The organism is Candidatus Krumholzibacteriia bacterium, assembly GCA_035649275.1.
Taxonomy (GTDB): Bacteria; Krumholzibacteriota; Krumholzibacteriia.
Genome location: DASRJW010000006.1, coordinates 1 through 18,227, shown reverse-complemented (window position 1 = coordinate 18,227; position 18,227 = coordinate 1). Strand labels below are relative to the sequence as shown.

Below are 18,227 nucleotides of genomic sequence, written 5' to 3'. Positions count from 1 at the left end.
GGGGTGAGCCCGCGGTGACCGACCCCCTCTGGAGACTGAAGACCCTCTCGCAGGCTGCGATCCCGGAAGCCATCCGCAGGGCCGAGCACTACCGGCTCCTCAACGACCCCGAGCAAGCCGAGAGCATCTGCCTCGACGTCCTCGAGAGCGATCCCGAGAACCAGCAAGCCCTGGTGGTGCTGATCCTGGCCATGACGGATCAGTTCGGCCGCCAGGGCGCTGCCGACCAGAAGGCCCACGAGTATTTGACGAAGGTGCAGGATCCGTATCAGCGCGCTTACTACGCCGGCCTCATCTGCGAGCGGCGCGGCCGGGCGCTGCTCGGCGGCGTCTCCCATCCTTTCGCCTATGAGCCCTTCCACCAAGCGATGGAATGGTACGAGAAGGCAGAAAAGCTCCGCCCCGCTGGCAACGACGAAGCCATCCTGCGCTGGAACAGCTGCCTCCGCACGATCCGCCGCCACGGCCTGAGTCCCGCTGCCGAGGAAGGCGAACAGCCGCTCGAATGAATCGCTTCGTCTTGGGGCTGCGGCCTGGAGGAGTCCTGAAACGCCATCGATTCCTCCTCGTGTCGGTCCTCGTCCTCTCGTGCAAGCTCGTCCTGGTGTGGAGCGGTTTCTCCGAGACCGCGATCATTCAGGACGACGCCTACTACTATTTCACGATTGCACGAAATATCGCGCTCGGTGCGGGCCCCACATTCGACGGTGTCGCGCCCACCAATGGCTTCCATCCACTCTGGCTGCTGTTCCTGGTGCCGTTGTTCTGGATGGCGCCGACATCGATGTGGAGTCCGATCCGTGTGGCGCTGTCGCTCAACGTCCTGTTCGACGCGCTGTCCGGTCTGCTTCTGTTTCGCCTGCTCGACCGATGGGTCGACCGGAGGGCGGCTTGGCTGGGGGCCCTGATCTGGCTGTGCGCCCCCACGAACGCGGCGATGGCGTTTTTCGGTATGGAAGGGTCGCTCGTCGCGCTCCTTCTTCTCGCCTTCCTCCAGGTGAATCTGGATCGACAATGGATGCAGCGAGCGCCGAAACAACACGCTGCTGCCACGGGCTTTCTTTGGGGGATGTGCGGGCTGGCGAGGACGGATCAGATCCTTCTCTGTGCTTGTGTCCTGATCGCCGTCGTCCTGCGACTTCCGGCGCGGTGGGGACAGCGCCTGCGCCGGTTGGTGCTCGTGGGCTCGACGGCGGCGATCGTGCTCACGCCTTGGTTCGCTTGGAACCAAAGAACGTTCGGCACCCTCGAGCAGGTCTCCGGACGAATCAAGCGCCACTCGTCCGTGTTGTGGGGTGCACTGCCTCATGATGGATCGAGCCCGAACGCGGCCATCAAGACCGCGGTGACGCGCCTCTTCGCCCCCGTCGTCGTAGTGTTACGGTCGCTGTCTGTCGACTACGAGATGAAGGCTCGCTGGACGCCGTGGCTCTTGGCCCTCTGGCTGGTTCCGGGATCGTGGTTGGCGGCTCTGGGGGCGCGGCGGCTGCAGGCGCGCGGGGCGACCGACTTGCTGTCTGTCGGAGTGGTCTACATTCTGGCTCATGTCGTCGTGTACGGTGTCGTCCTTGGATTCTATGCGCCGTGGTATGCAGCGCCGGTTTCCGCTCTCTCTGCGATGTTCGTCGGTGCTGGTGTGACCTCCGGTTTCCGTTCGGTTCGAGGCAACAGGCTCCTCGTGACTTTGCTGCCCCTTCTCGGCGTCCAGATCGGGCTGGTGCTCATCAACGTCCAGGCCCAACCGCACCACCGTCGAGGGGCCGAGTACCGCTGGCGCGCGCAGTTCGATCATGCTCTCGAGCTCTTCCCCAAGGGCTTGCGGATCGGCCTCTTCGATGCAGGAGCAGCTGGATATGTCGCCGGCTGGTACCCTCTCATCACGGTGGTGAACCTCGATGGGATGGTGAACAATGCCGCCGTTGCAGCGATCGACGCCGGCCGCTATCCCGAGTACTTGATCGAACACGTCGATCTCTTCCTGCAGTCGCCCCGTCGGCTCAGAATGTTCCTCGATGACGAGGAGTTTGAGCGTTGCATGAGGATTCTCGAATTGCGCCAGGTTCCTACACCACTCCCCAGCCACGATGGCGAGGTGCAGAACTCGAGTCCGCCGGTAGAACGCTTGAAGTAGCCCATCCGAGAATCGGATTCCTCATCTCGATCCAAGCCGGATCTGTTTCCCTTGACGTGACGCTCTGCAGCAGAATAGAAAGAGATGAGTTCCCGTTGAGGTCCGGCCTCCCCCGGCCACAGGCTTGGAGGCTTCGATGCCCAGGCTCCGCGTCTGTATGGGACATCCCATCCGCGGCGGCAGGCTCTTCATCATTCCCTTCATCGTGCTCACCCTGCAGCCCAAAGCGCTGGGTGCGCTTCCGCTCGAGGGCTACCTCACCGAAACGAGCCTGCGGAATGGAGACACGCTGGAGCTGCACGTTCGCAGCGAGCACGCGACGTACCACCTGAGCGTGCTGCAACAGCGGGCGAGGCTCATGAAGATCGGGGACTTGGGTGAATGGCCCGGCCATCATTGGAGCATCCCCGACAGCGCCTGGTTGGGGTGCAACTGGCCAGTGACCAACCGAGTGATCGTTCCTGAATCCTGGCGGCCCGGCGCCTACCTGGCACACCTCGTGGCGGGAACTGATTCGACGCGTATCCCCTTCGCCGTGCGGGCTCGGATTCCGGGAAGTGTCGCCCCCATTCTCGTGCAGCTGTCGACGAACACCTGGCAGGCATACAACCGCTACGGCGGCAAGAGCCTCTACGGCGCCTATGAAGCCGGCCTCAGCGGACGGGCCACCCACGTTTCCTTCCAGCGCCCCTTCAAGGGCCCGTACGGCGATACTGAGTACGCTCTCCTCTGGGACTACCCGTTCATCTCCTTCTTGGAAACCGAGGGGTATCTGTACGAGGTCTGCACGAATCTCGACGTACATCGCGAGCCCGGCCTTCTCGATTCCTATCGGCTGTTCTTGAGCGTCGGACACGATGAGTACTACAGCAAAGAGATGTTCGACGAACTCGAGCGTTATGCGAACTCCGGCGGGAGCTTGGCTTTTTTCTCGGCCAACACCTTGTGGTGGCAGGTGCGCTACGAGGATGCGGGACAAACCATGGTGTGCTTCAAGAGTGCCAAGCTGGATCCGCTGCTGCACGTGGACGACGCACGCGTGACGGTCAACTGGCACGCCAGGCCCGTTCTGCGTCCTCCAGCGGCACTCATGGGCGTCTATTACAACGGCAGCATGGGCATTCCTGTAGGTCCCTACAAAGTGTACGACCCTGGCCACTGGACCTACGAGGGGGTCCAGGTCTCGGCCGGTCAAGAATTCGGCTACCCTATGGTGGGGTTCGAGGTGGATGCCCGAACCAGCAACAGTCCGGCGAACCTCGAGGTGATCGCCCGCAACGAGCTCCCGGACTCGGACAATGGGGGCGTCCTACGGACCGCCGAGATGGTCTACCATGAACTGTCTGGCGGCGGAGCGGTTTTTGCATGTGGCACCGTGAACTACGTGCAGGGCATCGTCCCCTACTACAATCCTCGGACGGGTCTCATCGGACAAGCCGATCCCATAGCCCGCACTGTGACCAACAATGTCCTGCGCCGCTTGTCGACGGGAGCGACCCCCGACGCCCGCCTCCGGAATGTCCCGGCCTCCTTCCGCGTCGTCTATTCTGGCGGGGATCGGTTTCTTGAAGTCACCGCTCCCACGCCAGGTATCGTGTTCGTTTACGACATCCGCGGCCGTCGCGTCGTCGAATTCGCTCCCGTTGCCGGAGAGACCACACGATACGAGCTGTGCCCGAACTGTGTGGCATCTGGAATCTACTTCGCCACCTTCCGAGGGACAGATGCAGGCGGTCGCTCCGACGCGCAACGCCTCTGCATACTCAAGTGACGAACCGTTTCGTACGCCGACGGGAGATGTCTGAGAGGCGGGAGGCGCCGATGAGTGCGCGTAGGAGCCGGAGCGCAGGAGTTTGTGCCGTCAGATGAAACCCAGGAATGCCAGCAGGTCGGCGCGCTGCTCGGGAGAGAGACGCGAGAAGGCCTCGCGCGCCTGCGCGCCCTCGCCGTCATGGGCCATGATGGCGTCCAAGATGGTCGCCGCGCGGCCGTCATGCAAGTACGGCGCGCTGGCCCGCAGTCCCCACAAAGGTGCGGTGCGCATCTCGCGTGCGCTGGCCTCACCCTGCTCGATGCCGTCAGCGAGCCCGCCCATGTCGTGCAGCAACAGATCGGTGAACGGGTGGAAGCGCCGGCGCGACAGCGCCCGAACGTCCGGCACCCTGCGGGTCACCAAGGCCGGCTGATGGCACCGGGCGCAACCGACTTGCACGAACTGGCGGGCGCCACGGAACACGGCCCGCGTGGCCGCCCCCGCAACGGGCGGCGGGGCCAGCAGGCGCATGAAGTCGGTGAAGGCCTCGACGCCGTCGCTGATCCCATTCCCGTCCAGGTCCTCGTTATCGATTTCCGGCGCGGGGATATCGTCGTCGCACACGGCGGCGTTCCCCTGCGGCGCGTTCTCGTCCGGGAACAGGTTGTTGGTGATGCCCATCTCGTTCACGTAGGCATCCCCGGAGAATGCGAACAGCGACGCCACCTGCGACTTCCAGCCGAAGCGACCGATTGCAGGCTCCTGCGTGTCGGGGCTGATGACGACGTTCAGCCGGCCGGAGATGCCGTCGTGGTTGGCGTCACCGGGGTCGGCGAGCAACCGCAACAGTCGCTCGGAAACTTCGTCGAGTAGACCCAGGCCGAACAACGGTGTCGTTTGCCGTTGGGCTACGACGTCGGCGGCTGCGGGTATGACCTCCGGGGGCTGCGTGCAATCGCCGTTCGTGATCCCCTGGACCTGCTGGAGCGAACCTCCGAGCAGCGTCAGTGGATCGAACCGGCCGTCGGGGCCGCGCGTGCCGAAGCGTGTTTCGACGACGGTGCCGCCGCCGCCGGTCGCGCCCTGCTGGTGGCATTCGACGCAGCTCGGCGCGTTGAACACGGGGCCCAGGCCATCGGCGGGCGTCTCGACTTCCTCGAACTCCTCTTTGCCGGCTTCGAAACGCGCCAGCAGCTCGGTGGAGAGGCCGGGCAGCGGGTCGCCGAAGCTCGTGGACGCCGCTTCCACCACGGCATTCTCGCAGGCCGCGATCAGGGACGCATCATCGGTTGGAATCGATTCGAAGTCCGAACTGTCGCCAGCGGGGGAAAATTCGTCAATGAGGCATCCTGCGCACAACACTGCCCCGATGACCGCGCTGCAAAACAGGATGCGAGCCATGCCGCTCTCCTTCGCGGTCCTTCGTCCTACAGAATCCCCGCACGATCCATGCCACGCTGTCTTGTTCGCATGCGTCGCGCCGCCATTCGGGTCGCGGCGGCTGGCGGCCCCGCGCGCCGTCCACTTGCCCTGCGTCCCCCTGGAGGCCGTTGTGAAGAGAACTGCGTGCGCAAGGCATGACTCAGGTGTCGGCAGCACGCGCGGGCCGCATGGAAAATCGACTTCGCAGCGGAGATCGCGTCACCAGGCCTATGTCGTCTGCCGCGTGTGCCTCAGTGACCCCGCCTGGCCGCCGACAGTCTCGCAACTTGACACGCAGCGTTCGCGGGTCGCACGTGACGTGAGGCGGTTGCGCGTTCTGGAAAAGGCGAAGCTCCAGCGCCGGCCTCGGCGCCTAGGGAGCCGAGTCCGAGACAGCGGCTGGCGGTGCCTACGGGCCGGTGTCGACAGCTCCCAAGGAGCCGAATGAAAACCGATAGCTGAAGCGCTGGCCGTCGATATCGAGGCGGGCGAATGGGGCAATTAGAGTCCTTCGATCAGCCAAGCATTGTAATCGAAGTTCATCAGGCCGAAGGCCAGGTAGTGGCCGTCGCGGGAGGGTCTGGGGTCGAAGCACCACTGAGGGCCCTCATGAAGAACGCGCACATGGCCCTGCAGATCGAACCGGAGCAGCGCGTACTTCCAAGGCCCAGAGGGCACCACCGTCACGAAGAGCGCCTCTCCTCCCGCAGACCAGGCCACGGACTGGAAGAAACCCTTCTGCTCGACGGGGATCTCCCTCACCTCACCGTGAAGAATCGCCAGGACCCGGATGCGGCCGTTCGTCTCCACCACGGCAATCCTGGTACCATCAGGTGAGACGGCCCAGTTCGACCTCCCTGGCACCACGTCGATCGTGATCAGTTCGTTCATCTTCCCGCCATCCGTCTCCAACGACCAGAAAGTGACGCGGTCTTTCCAAACCCGTTGCACAGGTCCGAGCACGCATGCCGGCGAGCTCCAGGGGCATCGAACCACATCAGCACCCTCGGGCAGTTTCTCGACCCATGTCTCGGTGGGTCCGCTGGGCAGGCGAAAACGGAAGAGCGAGCCCCTACTGCAAGAAAGAACGGAAGCCCCATCCGGGCTGAGGCAGTCCGCCCCTTCCAAGGGCAGCACTTCGGGCGTGACGCTTTCGATATCCTGGATGAAAACGCGATGGGTGCCCGTTCGGGTGGAGGTGAACAGCACCCTTCTGCTGTCGGAAGTCCAGCCCACTGGCCGATCGGAGGCGTTATCAAGGGTCAGACGCCTGGGACTGGCCAGACTTCCGTCCGCGGCGATTGGGCCGAAGTAGACATCGTGCTGCCCCAGCTTCTTCAGGAAGACCAGGCGCCTGCCGTCCTGGCTCGCCGAGAGAGCAGCGGCGAAGTATCCCTCGATCTCAGTGATCTTGTGGGGATCGCCCTTCGGCTTCCCGGTTCCTCGTTCGAGCGCCAGCTGCCACAGCGTCGCTCGTGCTAGCAACGAATCCTGGTTGAGATAGTAGAAGAGACGCCAGTCGGACGTGCAGGCGAGTTGTGCGCTCGTGCCATACTTGTATTGTAAACCTTTGTCGGAAAGAACCGTCATACCGTCACGCCCCTGCGTGTCGACGTTCTCGATCGCCGGTAAACTGTCGCTTCCAACAGGGAATTTCACGAAGGCGATGCGCTTCCCGTCGGGGAGCCACACGGGCAGACCCACTTGTCTCTTCGCACCGACATTGACGATCCGATGCGGATTCTCCCCGTCGGCTCCCATCAACCAGATCTCCGATGGGTTTTTGCAGAACGCAATCTGGGACCCATCGGGCGACACACAGCCACCATCGGTATCGAGGAGTTTGTTCGTCGATCCGCTCAGAATGTGGATCACGTAGGTTCCACGGTCCGTCGTCGCCAGCAAACTCATTCCGTCCGGGAACCAAGCGAGAAGCACAACAGAAAACTCCTCGGAAGAAAGCTGTTTCACCTCGCCTGTCTCGATAGCGCGGACAAAAAGTCCCGTCTTGTCTCCGAAGGCGAGGAACTTGCCATCCGGTGACAAGGCAGCATTCTCCACCCAGTTTTCGGCGGCATTCTGGGTCAGCTGGCGAAGTTTCACCTCTCGCGGTGCCTTGGCGGCGTGGGATCCGAACCAACCACGACGAAGGCCGGCGGTGACCGTCGTGACGACTGCGACGAGCAGGATCGCGGCGACCGACGAGAGCCATCTCCTGCTCCGCATCCCATTCCTGGCCTGCCTCTGCAGGTCCTCCAGGGAAGGAGACGAGCCGGAGTCCAGGTCCCGGGCGAGGCGCCTCAAGTCCACAACCAAGTCGTCCATGTCTTGGTAGCGTTCTTCCGGACGCCGAGCCAGCGCCTTCTCGACGATACGATGCAGATCGAAAGGCACTTTGGGCACGACCTCGTGCACGGGCCTCGGCTGGCTCCTCTGGATCTCGCGGGCGATGTCGGCTGCGTGGGCTCCCGTAAAAGGCCGCCGTCCCGTTGTCATCTCGTAGAGCACGGTTCCGAAGGAGAAGATGTCGCTCCGGGCATCGAGCTTGTCGCCCCGCACTTGCTCCGGCGACATGTACGGCACGGTGCCCGCGATCGGGGTCGTCTCGCCCGGCAGCCCTTCGGCGGCCGTTGACGCCGACGACGGAGAGGTCGAGTCCGGCGGCGCGAAGAGAGTCGCGAGCCCGAAGTCGACGATTTTGAGTTCGCCCTCGGGCGTGACGAGGATGTTCGCGGGTTTGAGATCCCTGTGGATGAGGCCCTTGCGATGCGCGCGGGCGAGCCCTTGCGCCACCTGCAGGCCCCATTCCGCCACCTTGTCCGGCGGCAGAGGCTGCCCGTGCAGCATGCGGCGCAGCGGCTGGCCCGCGACGTACTCCATGACGATGAAGTCGAGGTCACGTTCGCGCCCGAGCTCATGAACCTGGACGATGTTGCCGTGGCTAACGGAGGCGGCCAGGCGCGCCTCCTCGAGGAACATGCGTCGGCGGTCCTCGTCGAGGGTCAGGTCAGCAGGCAGCACCTTGATGGCGACGGTGCGGTTGAGGACGGTGTCCTCGGCCTTCCAGACCACACCCATCCCGCCCTCGCCAATTTTCTCGACGAGCCGGTAGTGGGACAGCATCTGGCCGCTCTCGGCACTCATGGGACCTCCGCTCGAGTGGCACAGGCATGCTGTAGCGAGAGCTTAGACCCGAGGTCTGGCGGGGCTCAACAGGCGTGCGTTGGAGTGTGGCGGATACTCATCGCATGAACTGGCTTGTGCCGTGCATAGGGCACTGACATTCCTAGGGGAAATCCCGATGCGGATACGCGAACGGACGCGGGAGACCCATCTGGCCTCACTCCTCGCGTTCGTTCCCCGGGCGGACGTCGTTCCAGAGCCGGATGACGGGTTCGTCCTTGCCGTGCTCGTAGCCGAGGATGCTCAGCGTCGTGGTGCCGAGGAGAAAGCAGCGCCCCAGGGCGGCGTCGAGCCCCAACCAGCGCGCGGCCAGGACACGCAGGAAATGACCGCTGGAGAAGAGCACCACGTCGCCGTCGAGGGACCGCAGCCTGGCGACGACCCGGTCCGCCCGAGCCGCGATGGCGGGCACCGATTCGCCGCCCGGACAACCATCGCGGAAGAGCTGCCATCCAGGGTGCTTCGCGCGGATGTCAGCAGTCGTGCGGCCTTCGTATTCGCCGTAGTCCCATTCCACCAGGTCGGGGTCGACTTCGGCCCGGGAGCCGAAGCCCGCTAACTCGCAGGTCCGACGCGCCCGCACCAGAGGACTGGTGAGGACGTGAGGGAAATTGCGCCTTTGGAGCTGCCGGCCGAGGCGGTAGGCGTCGCGCTCGCCGGTCGCGGTCAACGGGATGTCGGTGAGGCCTGTGTGCTGCCGTGTAGCTGTCCACGCCGTCTCTCCATGGCGGACCAGGTGAATCTCCGGGAGGGTAACGTGCATCGCGGACTCCAGGCGTGCCTTTCACTCCAACCTGTGGTGAACGGTTGCGGGCCCGGGGGAAGTCCCCACCGGAGGGCACGGCCTGGTGCAGCCTCCCCCGCGCGTTTCATTGTATCTGTTGGCCGCGGGTTCCATCGCCTCGCCAAGCGAGGCCCCCCGGCCCCTGTGGACATCGGCCAGAGCCTCAGGAATAATCGTGCCCTTACTCCGACGGCAACCTGGCGGCGTCGAACAGGAGGATCCGTGCGTCTCGTGCTCCGACCGGCCGTGCTCCTGGCGCTCCTCGCCGCCCTCGCCTCCGCGACGTTCGCAGAGACGGGTCCCCCGGCCGTTCTCGACGCGAGCGGTCTGCAACTGGCCCTGGAGAAGCTGACCGTCGTCGGCTCGGCGCTCTACGTGGCCGCGCATCCCGATGACGAGAACACGGCCATGCTCACTTGGCTCGAGAACGAGAAGCTGGTCCGCGCCGGCTATCTGTCCCTCACGCGCGGCGACGGCGGACAGAACCTGATCGGTGACGAGCAAGGTGATCTCCTGGGCGTGATCCGCACCCAGGAGCTCCTCGCCGCGCGCCGGATCGATGGCGCCGAACAATTCTTCACCCGCGCGGTGGATTTCGGCTACTCCAAGGGACCCGACGAGACGCTCGAGACGTGGGGTCATGACGCTGTTCTCGGCGACGTCGTGCGCGTCATTCGAACTTTCCAGCCCGACGTCATCGTGATGCGGTTCCCGACCACGGGAGAGGGCCGCCATGGTCATCACACCGCTTCGGCGCTTCTTGCGGTCGAGGCCTTCGAGGCAGCCGGCGATCCAAAGCGCTACCCGGAGCAACTCGAGACGCTCGGACCCTGGAAGGCGAAGCGGCTGTTCTGGAACTACTTCAGCTGGGCCGCGCCGCCCTCGGGCGACAACGCCAAGGAATTCCTCACCGTCGACCTCGGCGCTTACAACGCGCTCCTCGGGCGCTCCTATACGGAGCTCGCCGGCGAGAGCCGGAGCATGCACAAGAGCCAGGGATTCGGCTCGGCCGAGCGCCGCGGCATGTCCCTCAACTATTTCAAGCTCATTGCCGGCGAACCGGCGACGGTCGACCTCTTTTCGGGCATCGATCTGTCGTGGAATCGGATCCCCGGCGGAGCGCAAGTGGGCAAGATCCTGCAGACCGTCCTTCGCGATCACGATCCTAGCAAGCCTACAGCCAGCCTACCCGGCCTCCTCAAAGCGCGCGCCGCGCTGACGCGCCTGCTAGCGCCGGCACCGGAAGCACACCGCCCGATCCTCCAGCACAAATCTCGCGAGCTCGAAGACGTGATCCGCTCCTGCGCCGGCCTCTGGCTCGAAGCAGTGGCCACGCAGAACACCCTCTCGCCCGGGGATTCGCTCCGTGTCGATGTCACGGCGCTCAACCGCTCGGGCGCCGCGCTCCGCCTGACCGGGTTACGGTCGGAAACGCCCGGTCTGGGGAGCTCGACCGACACACTCCTCGCCGAGAATCGGCCGGTGACTCTCTCGCTCCGTACCACGGTGCCGGCGAGCCTTGATTGGCACAGCACGCAGCCCTACTGGCTGCGGGAACCGGTGGAAGGCGGTCTGCATCACGTCGCGGATCCGGCGCGCATCGGAACCCCGGAAAATGACAGCGCGCTACGCGTCACCGCCACCGTAACGATTGCGGGGCAGTCGATCGACTACTCGCTCCCGGTCCTGTATCGCTGGGTGGATCGAGTCCGCGGCGAGCTCTACCGGCCCGTGGCGATTGCTCCCGAGCTGACGCTGGCCCTCGACGAACAGGTCTATCTCTTCCCCGCCGACTCGCCGAGGCCGGTGCGCCTGCGGCTCGAGGTCCGCCGCCCCGTGCGCGGCGAGGCGCGACTCCGGCTTCCCCCTGGTTGGCGCTCCGAACCGAGCCAGCATGAGCTCGAACTGACTCCGGGCGAAAGCCGCGAAGTTGTCTTCCAAGTGACCCCGGGCTCGGCGGGAAGCCCGCTCCACGCCGAGTTCGTCGCCGGAGATCGCACTTTCTCTCGCGGCATGATCGTGATCGATCATCCTCACATTCCCATCCAGACCCTCTTCCCCGAAGCCAGCGCTCGGGTGCTGCGGCTCGCGCTCGCGAAGAAGGGCGAGTCGATCGGCTACGTCATGGGGTCCGGGGACGCCGTTCCCGCCGCGCTCTCGCAGGCCGGCTACCAGGTGACGCCCCTCGCGGACGAGGATCTGGCTGCCGGGAATCTCTCCCGCTACGACGCCATCGTCACGGGGGTCCGCGCCTACAACGCCCGCGATGCGCTCAAGCAGAATGCCCGCCGACTTCTCGACTACGTGGAAGCAGGCGGGACGTTGATCGTGCAGTACAACACGGCGGACCAGACTCTGCAGCGGGACTTCGCACCCTACGCTCTCGAGCTCGGGCGCGACCGGGTGACCGTGGAGGCCGCACCGATCGAGTGGCTCGATCCCGCCAGTCCGCTTCTCAGCACACCCAACCGCATCACCGAAGGCGATTTCGACGGCTGGGTACAGGAGCGCGGGCTCTACTTCGCCTCGAAGTGGGGACCGGAGTATCGCACCGTGCTCGCCTCGGCCGACCCGGGCGAGAAGCCGGCGGCGGGCGGTCTCCTGTGGGCTCGCTACGGCAAAGGGATCTTCATCTATACCGGCTACGCCTTCTTCAGGCAGCTCCCCGCGGGTGTCCCGGGCGCCTACCGGCTCTTCGTGAACCTGGTGTCGGCGCGCGGATGACGGAGAAGGAACGGACATCCGCCGGCGAAGAGCCGCCGCCGATTGGCCGGAGCTGGAATCGTCTCTATGCGGCCGTTCTCGTGAACCTAGCGCTGCTCATCCTGCTCTTCTACGCCTTCACGAAGGCCTTCTCGTGAGAGCCTTCGACTGGCTCGTGCTCGCCGCCTCTCTCGTCTTCATCGTCGTTTACGGGGTCTGGAAAGGACGCCGGAACCGCGACCTCCAGGGCTACATCCTCGGCGACCGCAGCATGCGCTGGTACACGGTCGCCTTCTCCATCATGGCGACCCAGGCGAGTGCAATCACCTTTCTCTCCACGCCCGGTCAGGCCTACGTGGACGGCATGCGCTTCGTGCAGTTCTATTTCGGCCTACCGCTCGCCATGATCGTCCTGTCGGTGACGGCCGTCCCACTCTACCGCAAGCTCAACGTCTATACCGCCTACGAATTCCTCGAGCGGCGTTTCGACGTCAAGGTGCGCAGCCTCGCCGCCCTCCTCTTCCTCGTGCAGCGCGGCCTCGGCTGCGCCCTCACCATCTACGCACCCGCTGTCGTCCTCTCCGTGCTCCTGGGTTGGAACCTCTACATCACCAATCTGGTCATCGGCGTGCTGGTGGTCATCTACACCGCTTCCGGCGGCACCAAGGCCGTGGCCCACACCAATTTCTGGCAGATGGTCATCATGCTGGGTGGCATGCTGACGACGCTCCTCATCGCGGTGTCGCTCTTTCCCGAGAACGTGTCCTTCAGCGATGCCATCCACGTCGCCGGCCGCATGGGACGCCTGAATGCCGTCGACTTCTCCTTCGACTGGAACAACCGCTACACTTTCTGGTCGGGCCTCATCGGCGGCTTCTTCCTCGCCCTCTCCTATTTCGGCACCGATCAGTCGCAAGTGGGGCGCTATCTCGCCGGGCAGTCCGTGGCCCAGAGCCGACTCGGTCTGCTTTTCAATGGCATGGTGAAGGTGCCGATGCAGTTCGTCATCCTCTTCATCGGCGTCACAGTCTTCGTCGTGCATCAGTTTCACGAAACGCCGATCTACTTCAATCCCGTGGAAGCGCGGCGGGTCGAGGCAAGCGCCCTCGGGGGCGAGTTCCAGGCCTTGCAGAGGGAATATGACGCCCTGACGGAGCAGAAGCGCGCCGAGATCCAGGCGTATCTCGAGGCGCGCCACGCCCGTGACCGAGCCGCGCAGACGTCGACGTCCGCGTCGATCGCCCGCCTTCAGTCCGCGGGCCTCGAGGTGCGCGGGCGCGCCCAGGACATCGTGCGTCAGGTCAACCCGGGTTCGGACGGCAACGACGTGAACTACATCTTCCTGTCGTTCGTGCTCGCCTACCTGCCGGCCGGCGTCGTGGGCCTCGTCCTGGCCATGGTCTTCGCGGCGTCGATGTCGTCGACAGCCTCGGAGCTCAATGCCCTGGCGTCGACCACGATCGTCGATTTCTACCAGCGCTTCGGCAAACGGGAGAGGTCCGATCGCCACCTCGTCGTGGTCTCGAAGCTCGCCACCTTGCTCTGGGGTGGTCTCGCTATCCTCTTCGCGGAGTACGCCAATCGACTGGGTTCGTTGGTGGAGGCGGTCAACATCCTCGGGTCGCTCTTCTATGGAACGATCCTCGGAGTCTTCCTGCTGGCCTTCTACGCCAAGCGCGTCCGGAGCACGGCGGTCTTCATCGGGGCGCTGGTGGGCGAGGCAGCCGTGATCTTCTGCTTCACCGCGACGGACATCTCGTTTCTCTGGTACAACGTCGTCGGCTGCCTCGGGACCATGGCCTGCGCGCTGCTCTTGCCGCTTCCGGGCGGCCGCCGGGGCCGCCCGGATGCTGCGACGTTCACTTCTTCGCCTTCCACTCCGCGACCTGCTTCTCCATGGTCATGACCACATCCGCAGGTGCGTCCGTCTTGCCCTTCGCGATCGCCCGCTCCCCGAACTGGATGGCATCGGCCGTCTTGCCCGCCTTCGCCAGCATGTCCGCCTTCAGGCGCAGGTTGAGCCAGGTCTCCTTGATGGCGATGGACTTGTCGACCCACTGCCGGGCTTCGTCGAGAGCGACATCGTTCTGGAAGGCGAAGCTCGCCGAGCGATACGCCGTCTGCTGATCGTCCGGAGCCAGCGCGGCCATGGCGGCGCGGGCGCTGGCCAGAGCATGGTCGATCGTGCTCACTTGGATCTCGAAGGGAACCCGGAGCTTCTCCCAGTCGAGAGCGATCGTAGCCTTCTCCACCGCGATGTCCGGAAAACTGAACTGCATCCACTCCACGAACTCGTGGGGCTGGGGTTTGACCTTGATCCGTAGCGCGTCGGCGCTATCATTGTAGCTGTAGCTCCCCCACTGATCGGCAATGGTGTTGAAGATCACCGTCCACTCGGTCGCCGTGGGAAGGGTGTGCAGACTGTAAGTCCCGGCCTTGAGCGGCTGCGCGTTCACCTTCACGTCCGTGGAGAAGCTGATGCTCGTGGCCTCATTGGCGCCCGTCCGCCACACCGCATCGTACGGGACGAGCCCGCCCCAGATGACGCGCCCCTTCACGCCGGGGCGGCTGTAGGTGATCGTGACATCCGTGAGGCCGACAGTCTGCATGAGCTGCGCCTTCTGGCTCGGGCGCGGCAGCTTGAGGTCGGCGGCGCCGGCGGCCTGGGTCATGACGGCCACGGCCGCGGCGACGGCTGTTGGCAGGATGCGCGAAGATCTCATGTCGCAGGGATCCTTTCTGAACGGTGGAAGCCTACTGTCGGCGCCAAGAATCCCACCGGAGCTGGGCCCGACACCCTGGGATGAAACCACAGCTCGGGTTGGCGCGCCAGCTGTACAGGAGGGATGCGGCTCCCTTCAGAGCTCCTCGGCGAAGGGCCCGGGGTCACAATTGCGGCACGAACAAGAGGTGGCCGAAGTTCCTCGGCTCGTGAAAGCCGTGGAGCACCGGCGACCAGCTGCTGCGCTCGACGAGACGGTGCTGCTGGCGGTGGGCGTTGAATCCCCACAGCGTGCCGGGTCGCGGCATCGTGAGATCGAGGGCGCGGAACGGGATTGCGAACTCGATGGTCCAGCCGGCCGTCGCGGCGCTCGTGGCACAGAGCCAGTCCCCGTCCCAGGACTGCGGTCGCGGGTAGTACGGCCCGACCTCGTCGAAGCGCGTGGCAATCCGGTTCGCGATCAAGTGGAAATAAGTGCGATGGTCGTGCCGGGTGTCGAGGAAGATCTCGACGCAGTCGTCGTTCCACACCTCGCCGTCGCGCTCGGTGCAGCGGGTGAGGATGCCGCTCGGGTCGGTCTCGAGACAGACGAAGGATACGTACAGGTTCTCGGCGTCGTACGTCACCCGGCATTCGGTCTGCTGCGTGGCTCGGCCTCGGCGCTCGAGAAGCATGAAGCCGGTGGCGACGTCGGCCCCGGCCCAGCAGGCCTCGTCCAGGATGCCGTCGATCACCGGTCGCGCTTCGCTCAGGCGGCAGCGCAGAACTGGTCCATCGTGCCCACTCGTCGCCTCCCCTGGCCCGAGCGCCAGCAAGGCGAGTACGATCCGTCGCCCCCAGAGCATGCCGCCCACCTCGTCGCCAACGCCGGGCGTTCGGCATTTCGCCCGGCTGCCGCAGAAAGAGCACACGGGCGCGCCCGATCGCCGGCAGCCGCGAGCGTAGCACGGTCCGTCACCGTGACGCTGCTATGATGGCGCGCGCCGGTTCTGAGTGACAGGATACGACGACAGGAGCTCGACGCGGAGAGCGGCTGCGGCCGATCCCTGCGGCCGGCGGTGAAGGGCAGGCTTCCTCGTGCGCCGACCGCGGCATCCCCATCGCCACGCACCTCGCCTCCGGATGCGCGCCGCCATCCGCGCGTCGCTCGCATGCGTGCTCGTGAGCGTGGCTCCGGTCGCGCGGGCCGACGAGCTTGCCCGCGGGCGCCCCTACGAGTGGAACCGCGCCCCCAGCTACACTCCCTGCACAGATGCCGCGGATGCGATGCAGCTCACCGACGGCCTGCGCGCGACTAACGACTTCTCCTGGCTCGATCGCGCCGCCGTCGGCTGGGAGCTGCAGAAGGGGGACATCGTCACCCTGACGCTGGACCTCGGGAAATCGGCCCCGCTCGACTCCATCATCGTGCAGACTGCCTGGTTCGCGCGCAGCGAGATCGTGCCCCCATCTCTTCTGTGCGCGGTGGCGAACGCGCCGAACCAGTTCGAGTGGGCCGGCGCCCTGGATGCCGCGACCCTCGTCCGGCCGGATTCGACGCGGCCTGCGCGCGTCGCGCTCGCTGTCCCTCTCGGCGCGAGGCGCGGCCGCTGGGTCCTGATTGCGGCGCTCTTGCGCAGCAACTTCCTGACCACGGACGAGGTCCAGGTGTACGGCGGCGGCGCGCGCGCCTCGGTTCCAGCGCCACAGGAGTCGGTCGCAGCGGCGCCGTTCTCCGGGGTGCCTCCCCCTGCGGGCCGTCCCGCGGCCCCGGCTCCCGGTCCCCTCGGCCGCGCCTTCGCCCCCGACGAGATCGACTCCGTTTGCGCGCTGCAGCGCCGACTCTGGGCGCTACGACAGGCGTTGCCGGGACCGGTGTCGCTGCCGGCAACGGGGCCAGCTGCGCATGAGTCGCCCGGGCAGCGCCGGGACCTCGGTCATCCGGCAGTCGTCGAGGAGGCTGCACGTCTGGCCGCGCGGGCACGTTCTTGGCGCGCCGCCGGTCTGCCGGCGCTGGTCGTGCGGCGGGTCGATCCTTGGACACCGACCACCCCATGGAGCGCACTACAAGTCGAGCGCGCCGACACGCTGGAGCTTTGGCCCGGCGCCTGGGGCGCGGCCGCGATCGAGATCGCCTCCAGCGCCGATAGCACGGTCCACGCCGCACTCCGCGTCGCGCCCGCGGAAGGACCTCGCCTCACGCTCCGAGAGGTCGTGCATGTCGAGTCGCGTGACGGCTCCTGGGCGGGCGATGCCTTGCCGCTCGCGCCCGCGTCCCTCGCGCTCGCGCCCGGTACGGTGCGTCAGGTCTGGATCGACGTGGAGGCGCGGAATGCCGCCCCCGGCATGCACGACCTCCAGATCGAAGTCGCCGGCCGCACAATCCCGCTCGCGGTGCGCGTGCACGCCTTGCGCCTTCCTGCGGCGGCGCTCGCGGCGCTTGACTGGAACTATCCGACAAAGTTTGCGCTCACCCGACCGCTGCTCGCCGAGGCCATGCAAGACAACCGCGAGCACGGCATCGACAGCTGGTGCCTGGCCGAAGAATCGGCGCCTTGGCCCGATCCGGCGGCGATCGATGCCAGCGGCCACATCGCTTCCCCGCTCGATTTCACCGCCTGCGACCGCGCTCTGGCCACCTTGGGGCCGACTTCGGCGCACCGGATCGTCTGGTATTGGGACTTCGACCCGCGCGCCGAGGATCCGAGCCGCGGCCGATTCCGGCACTCTTACCTCTCGCCCGCCTGGCGGCGCGCGGTGTCGGAGTGGCTCGAGGCTTGGCGCACCCACCTCGAGGCGCTCGGACTCGACCCGAGGCGCATCCTGATGCAACCGGTCGACGAGACCTCGAGCCCAGCCGTGCTGCAGCTCTATCGCACCCTGCGCGAGCTGCACCCCGGGCTCCCGCTCGCCCTCACCTTGACGCGCAACGCCACTCCCGACGAGCTGCGTGCGCTTGCCCCTCATCTCGCCCTCGCCATCGTCGAGCGCAGCGTGTTGGCGCAGAGATCGAAGTGGATCGCGCGCGTGAAGCGCCGAGGCATCGAGGTGTGGACGTATGCGGTGCCGTTTCCGTCCAAATCGGCACCGCCGCTGGCCGCCTACCGGACGTTGCCCTGGGAAGCGTGGGCGCGCGGGCTCTCGGGCTGCGGCTTCTGGGCCTACGGCGACACCGGTGGACAGAGTGCCGACGCCTGGAACGACTTCGACGCCGAGCGCTCGGACTTCGCCGTCGTCTACGGCGAGATCGGCGCGCCACGACCGCTGCGGGGCGAAGCGCTCGCCCCGAGCAAGCGGTGGCAGGCCTTCCGCATGGGGATGGAGGACACGGCGCTCTTGGCTACTGCAGTCCGCCGTCGGCCCGGGCTGCGTGCGACCGTCATCGCGGCGCTCGGCTGCGACCCCGGCCTCCGTCCCGACGGCGAGCGCTTGCGATGGCTGCGACTCGTGCAGTAGCACCGCGCGCCACGGCGGGACACAGGGTCGCAGGCTCGCAGCATCCGGCGCGCGCCCGGACCGCAGGAAGTCACCGATCCACTAGCGCCTTCGT

The 18,227-nt window shown here is 65.9% G+C and carries 12 protein-coding genes; 7 read left to right on the top strand and 5 right to left on the bottom strand.

Annotated features, from left to right (window positions below):
- Positions 1-14 precede the first annotated feature (14 nt).
- From VFE28_00190 to VFE28_00180, 3 genes are all read left to right on the top strand, one after another.
- Entirely contained in the window at positions 15-509 is a 495-nt protein-coding gene (locus VFE28_00190) for a hypothetical protein (GenBank protein HZM14392.1), read from the top strand.
- Positions 506-2,131 carry a hypothetical protein gene (locus tag VFE28_00185; protein HZM14391.1) on the top strand — a complete coding sequence of 542 codons (1,626 nt, stop codon included), beginning with the start codon at positions 506-508 and terminating at the stop codon, positions 2,129-2,131. Before VFE28_00190 ends, VFE28_00185 begins: the two co-directional genes overlap by 4 nt.
- Before the next feature lie 136 nt (positions 2,132-2,267).
- A complete protein-coding gene (locus VFE28_00180) occupies positions 2,268-3,902 on the top strand; it encodes a N,N-dimethylformamidase beta subunit family domain-containing protein (protein ID HZM14390.1) in 1,635 nt (544 codons plus the stop codon).
- Positions 3,903-3,992: 90 nt separating this feature from the next.
- Here VFE28_00180 and VFE28_00175 read toward each other — a convergent pair whose 3' ends face one another.
- From VFE28_00175 to VFE28_00165, 3 genes are all read right to left on the bottom strand, one after another.
- Positions 3,993-5,285, bottom strand: coding sequence for a di-heme oxidoredictase family protein (locus VFE28_00175; protein HZM14389.1), 1,293 nt, complete (start codon positions 5,283-5,285; stop codon positions 3,993-3,995).
- Positions 5,286-5,807: 522 nt separating this feature from the next.
- Positions 5,808-8,450 (bottom strand): protein kinase, encoded by a 2,643-nt coding sequence (locus tag VFE28_00170; protein ID HZM14388.1) that lies wholly within the window; start codon positions 8,448-8,450, stop codon positions 5,808-5,810.
- A 196-nt stretch (positions 8,451-8,646) separates the two neighbouring features.
- The gene (locus tag VFE28_00165; GenBank protein ID HZM14387.1) at positions 8,647-9,252 is read right to left on the bottom strand and encodes a histidine phosphatase family protein; all 606 of its coding nucleotides are present in this window, start codon (positions 9,250-9,252) and stop codon (positions 8,647-8,649) included.
- A gap of 243 nt (positions 9,253-9,495) precedes the next feature.
- Here VFE28_00165 and VFE28_00160 point away from each other — a divergent pair, with 243 nt between their 5' ends.
- From VFE28_00160 to VFE28_00150, 3 genes are read left to right on the top strand one after another with little or no spacing between them, the layout of a single operon-like run.
- The gene (locus VFE28_00160) at positions 9,496-11,997 is read left to right on the top strand and encodes a PIG-L family deacetylase (GenBank protein HZM14386.1); all 2,502 of its coding nucleotides are present in this window, start codon (positions 9,496-9,498) and stop codon (positions 11,995-11,997) included.
- Positions 11,994-12,134: a hypothetical protein gene (locus VFE28_00155; protein HZM14385.1), complete on the top strand. Its 141-nt coding sequence runs from the start codon at positions 11,994-11,996 to the stop codon at positions 12,132-12,134. The genes VFE28_00160 and VFE28_00155 overlap by 4 nt, the downstream gene beginning before the upstream one ends.
- Positions 12,131-13,882, top strand: coding sequence for a sodium:solute symporter (locus VFE28_00150; GenBank protein ID HZM14384.1), 1,752 nt, complete (start codon positions 12,131-12,133; stop codon positions 13,880-13,882). The genes VFE28_00155 and VFE28_00150 overlap by 4 nt, the downstream gene beginning before the upstream one ends.
- Here the strand turns inward: VFE28_00150 and VFE28_00145 are convergent.
- Together VFE28_00145 and VFE28_00140 are read right to left on the bottom strand one after the other, a co-directional pair.
- Positions 13,836-14,699: a DUF2911 domain-containing protein gene (locus tag VFE28_00145; GenBank protein ID HZM14383.1), complete on the bottom strand. Its 864-nt coding sequence runs from the start codon at positions 14,697-14,699 to the stop codon at positions 13,836-13,838. The genes VFE28_00150 and VFE28_00145 overlap by 47 nt on opposite strands.
- A gap of 163 nt (positions 14,700-14,862) precedes the next feature.
- Positions 14,863-15,543 carry a carbohydrate binding family 9 domain-containing protein gene (locus VFE28_00140; GenBank protein ID HZM14382.1) on the bottom strand — a complete coding sequence of 227 codons (681 nt, stop codon included), beginning with the start codon at positions 15,541-15,543 and terminating at the stop codon, positions 14,863-14,865.
- Between the two features lie 421 nt (positions 15,544-15,964).
- Here VFE28_00140 and VFE28_00135 point away from each other — a divergent pair, with 421 nt between their 5' ends.
- Complete coding sequence (locus tag VFE28_00135) at positions 15,965-18,133, top strand: hypothetical protein (protein ID HZM14381.1); 2,169 nt, start codon at positions 15,965-15,967, stop codon at positions 18,131-18,133.
- Positions 18,134-18,227: the final 94 nt, after the last annotated feature.

Coding starts and splice junctions, on each gene's coding strand:
- VFE28_00185 (HZM14391.1), top strand. CDS start 506: ATGAATCGCTTCGTCTTGGGGCTGCGGCCTGGAGGAGTCCTGAAACGC.
- VFE28_00140 (HZM14382.1), bottom strand. CDS start 15,543: ATGCTCTGGGGGCGACGGATCGTACTCGCCTTGCTGGCGCTCGGGCCA.
- VFE28_00135 (HZM14381.1), top strand. CDS start 15,965: ATGCAGCTCACCGACGGCCTGCGCGCGACTAACGACTTCTCCTGGCTC.
- VFE28_00155 (HZM14385.1), top strand. CDS start 11,994: ATGACGGAGAAGGAACGGACATCCGCCGGCGAAGAGCCGCCGCCGATT.
- VFE28_00145 (HZM14383.1), bottom strand. CDS start 14,699: ATGAGATCTTCGCGCATCCTGCCAACAGCCGTCGCCGCGGCCGTGGCC.
- VFE28_00170 (HZM14388.1), bottom strand. CDS start 8,450: ATGAGTGCCGAGAGCGGCCAGATGCTGTCCCACTACCGGCTCGTCGAG.
- VFE28_00180 (HZM14390.1), top strand. CDS start 2,268: ATGCCCAGGCTCCGCGTCTGTATGGGACATCCCATCCGCGGCGGCAGG.
- VFE28_00165 (HZM14387.1), bottom strand. CDS start 9,252: ATGCACGTTACCCTCCCGGAGATTCACCTGGTCCGCCATGGAGAGACG.
- VFE28_00175 (HZM14389.1), bottom strand. CDS start 5,285: ATGGCTCGCATCCTGTTTTGCAGCGCGGTCATCGGGGCAGTGTTGTGC.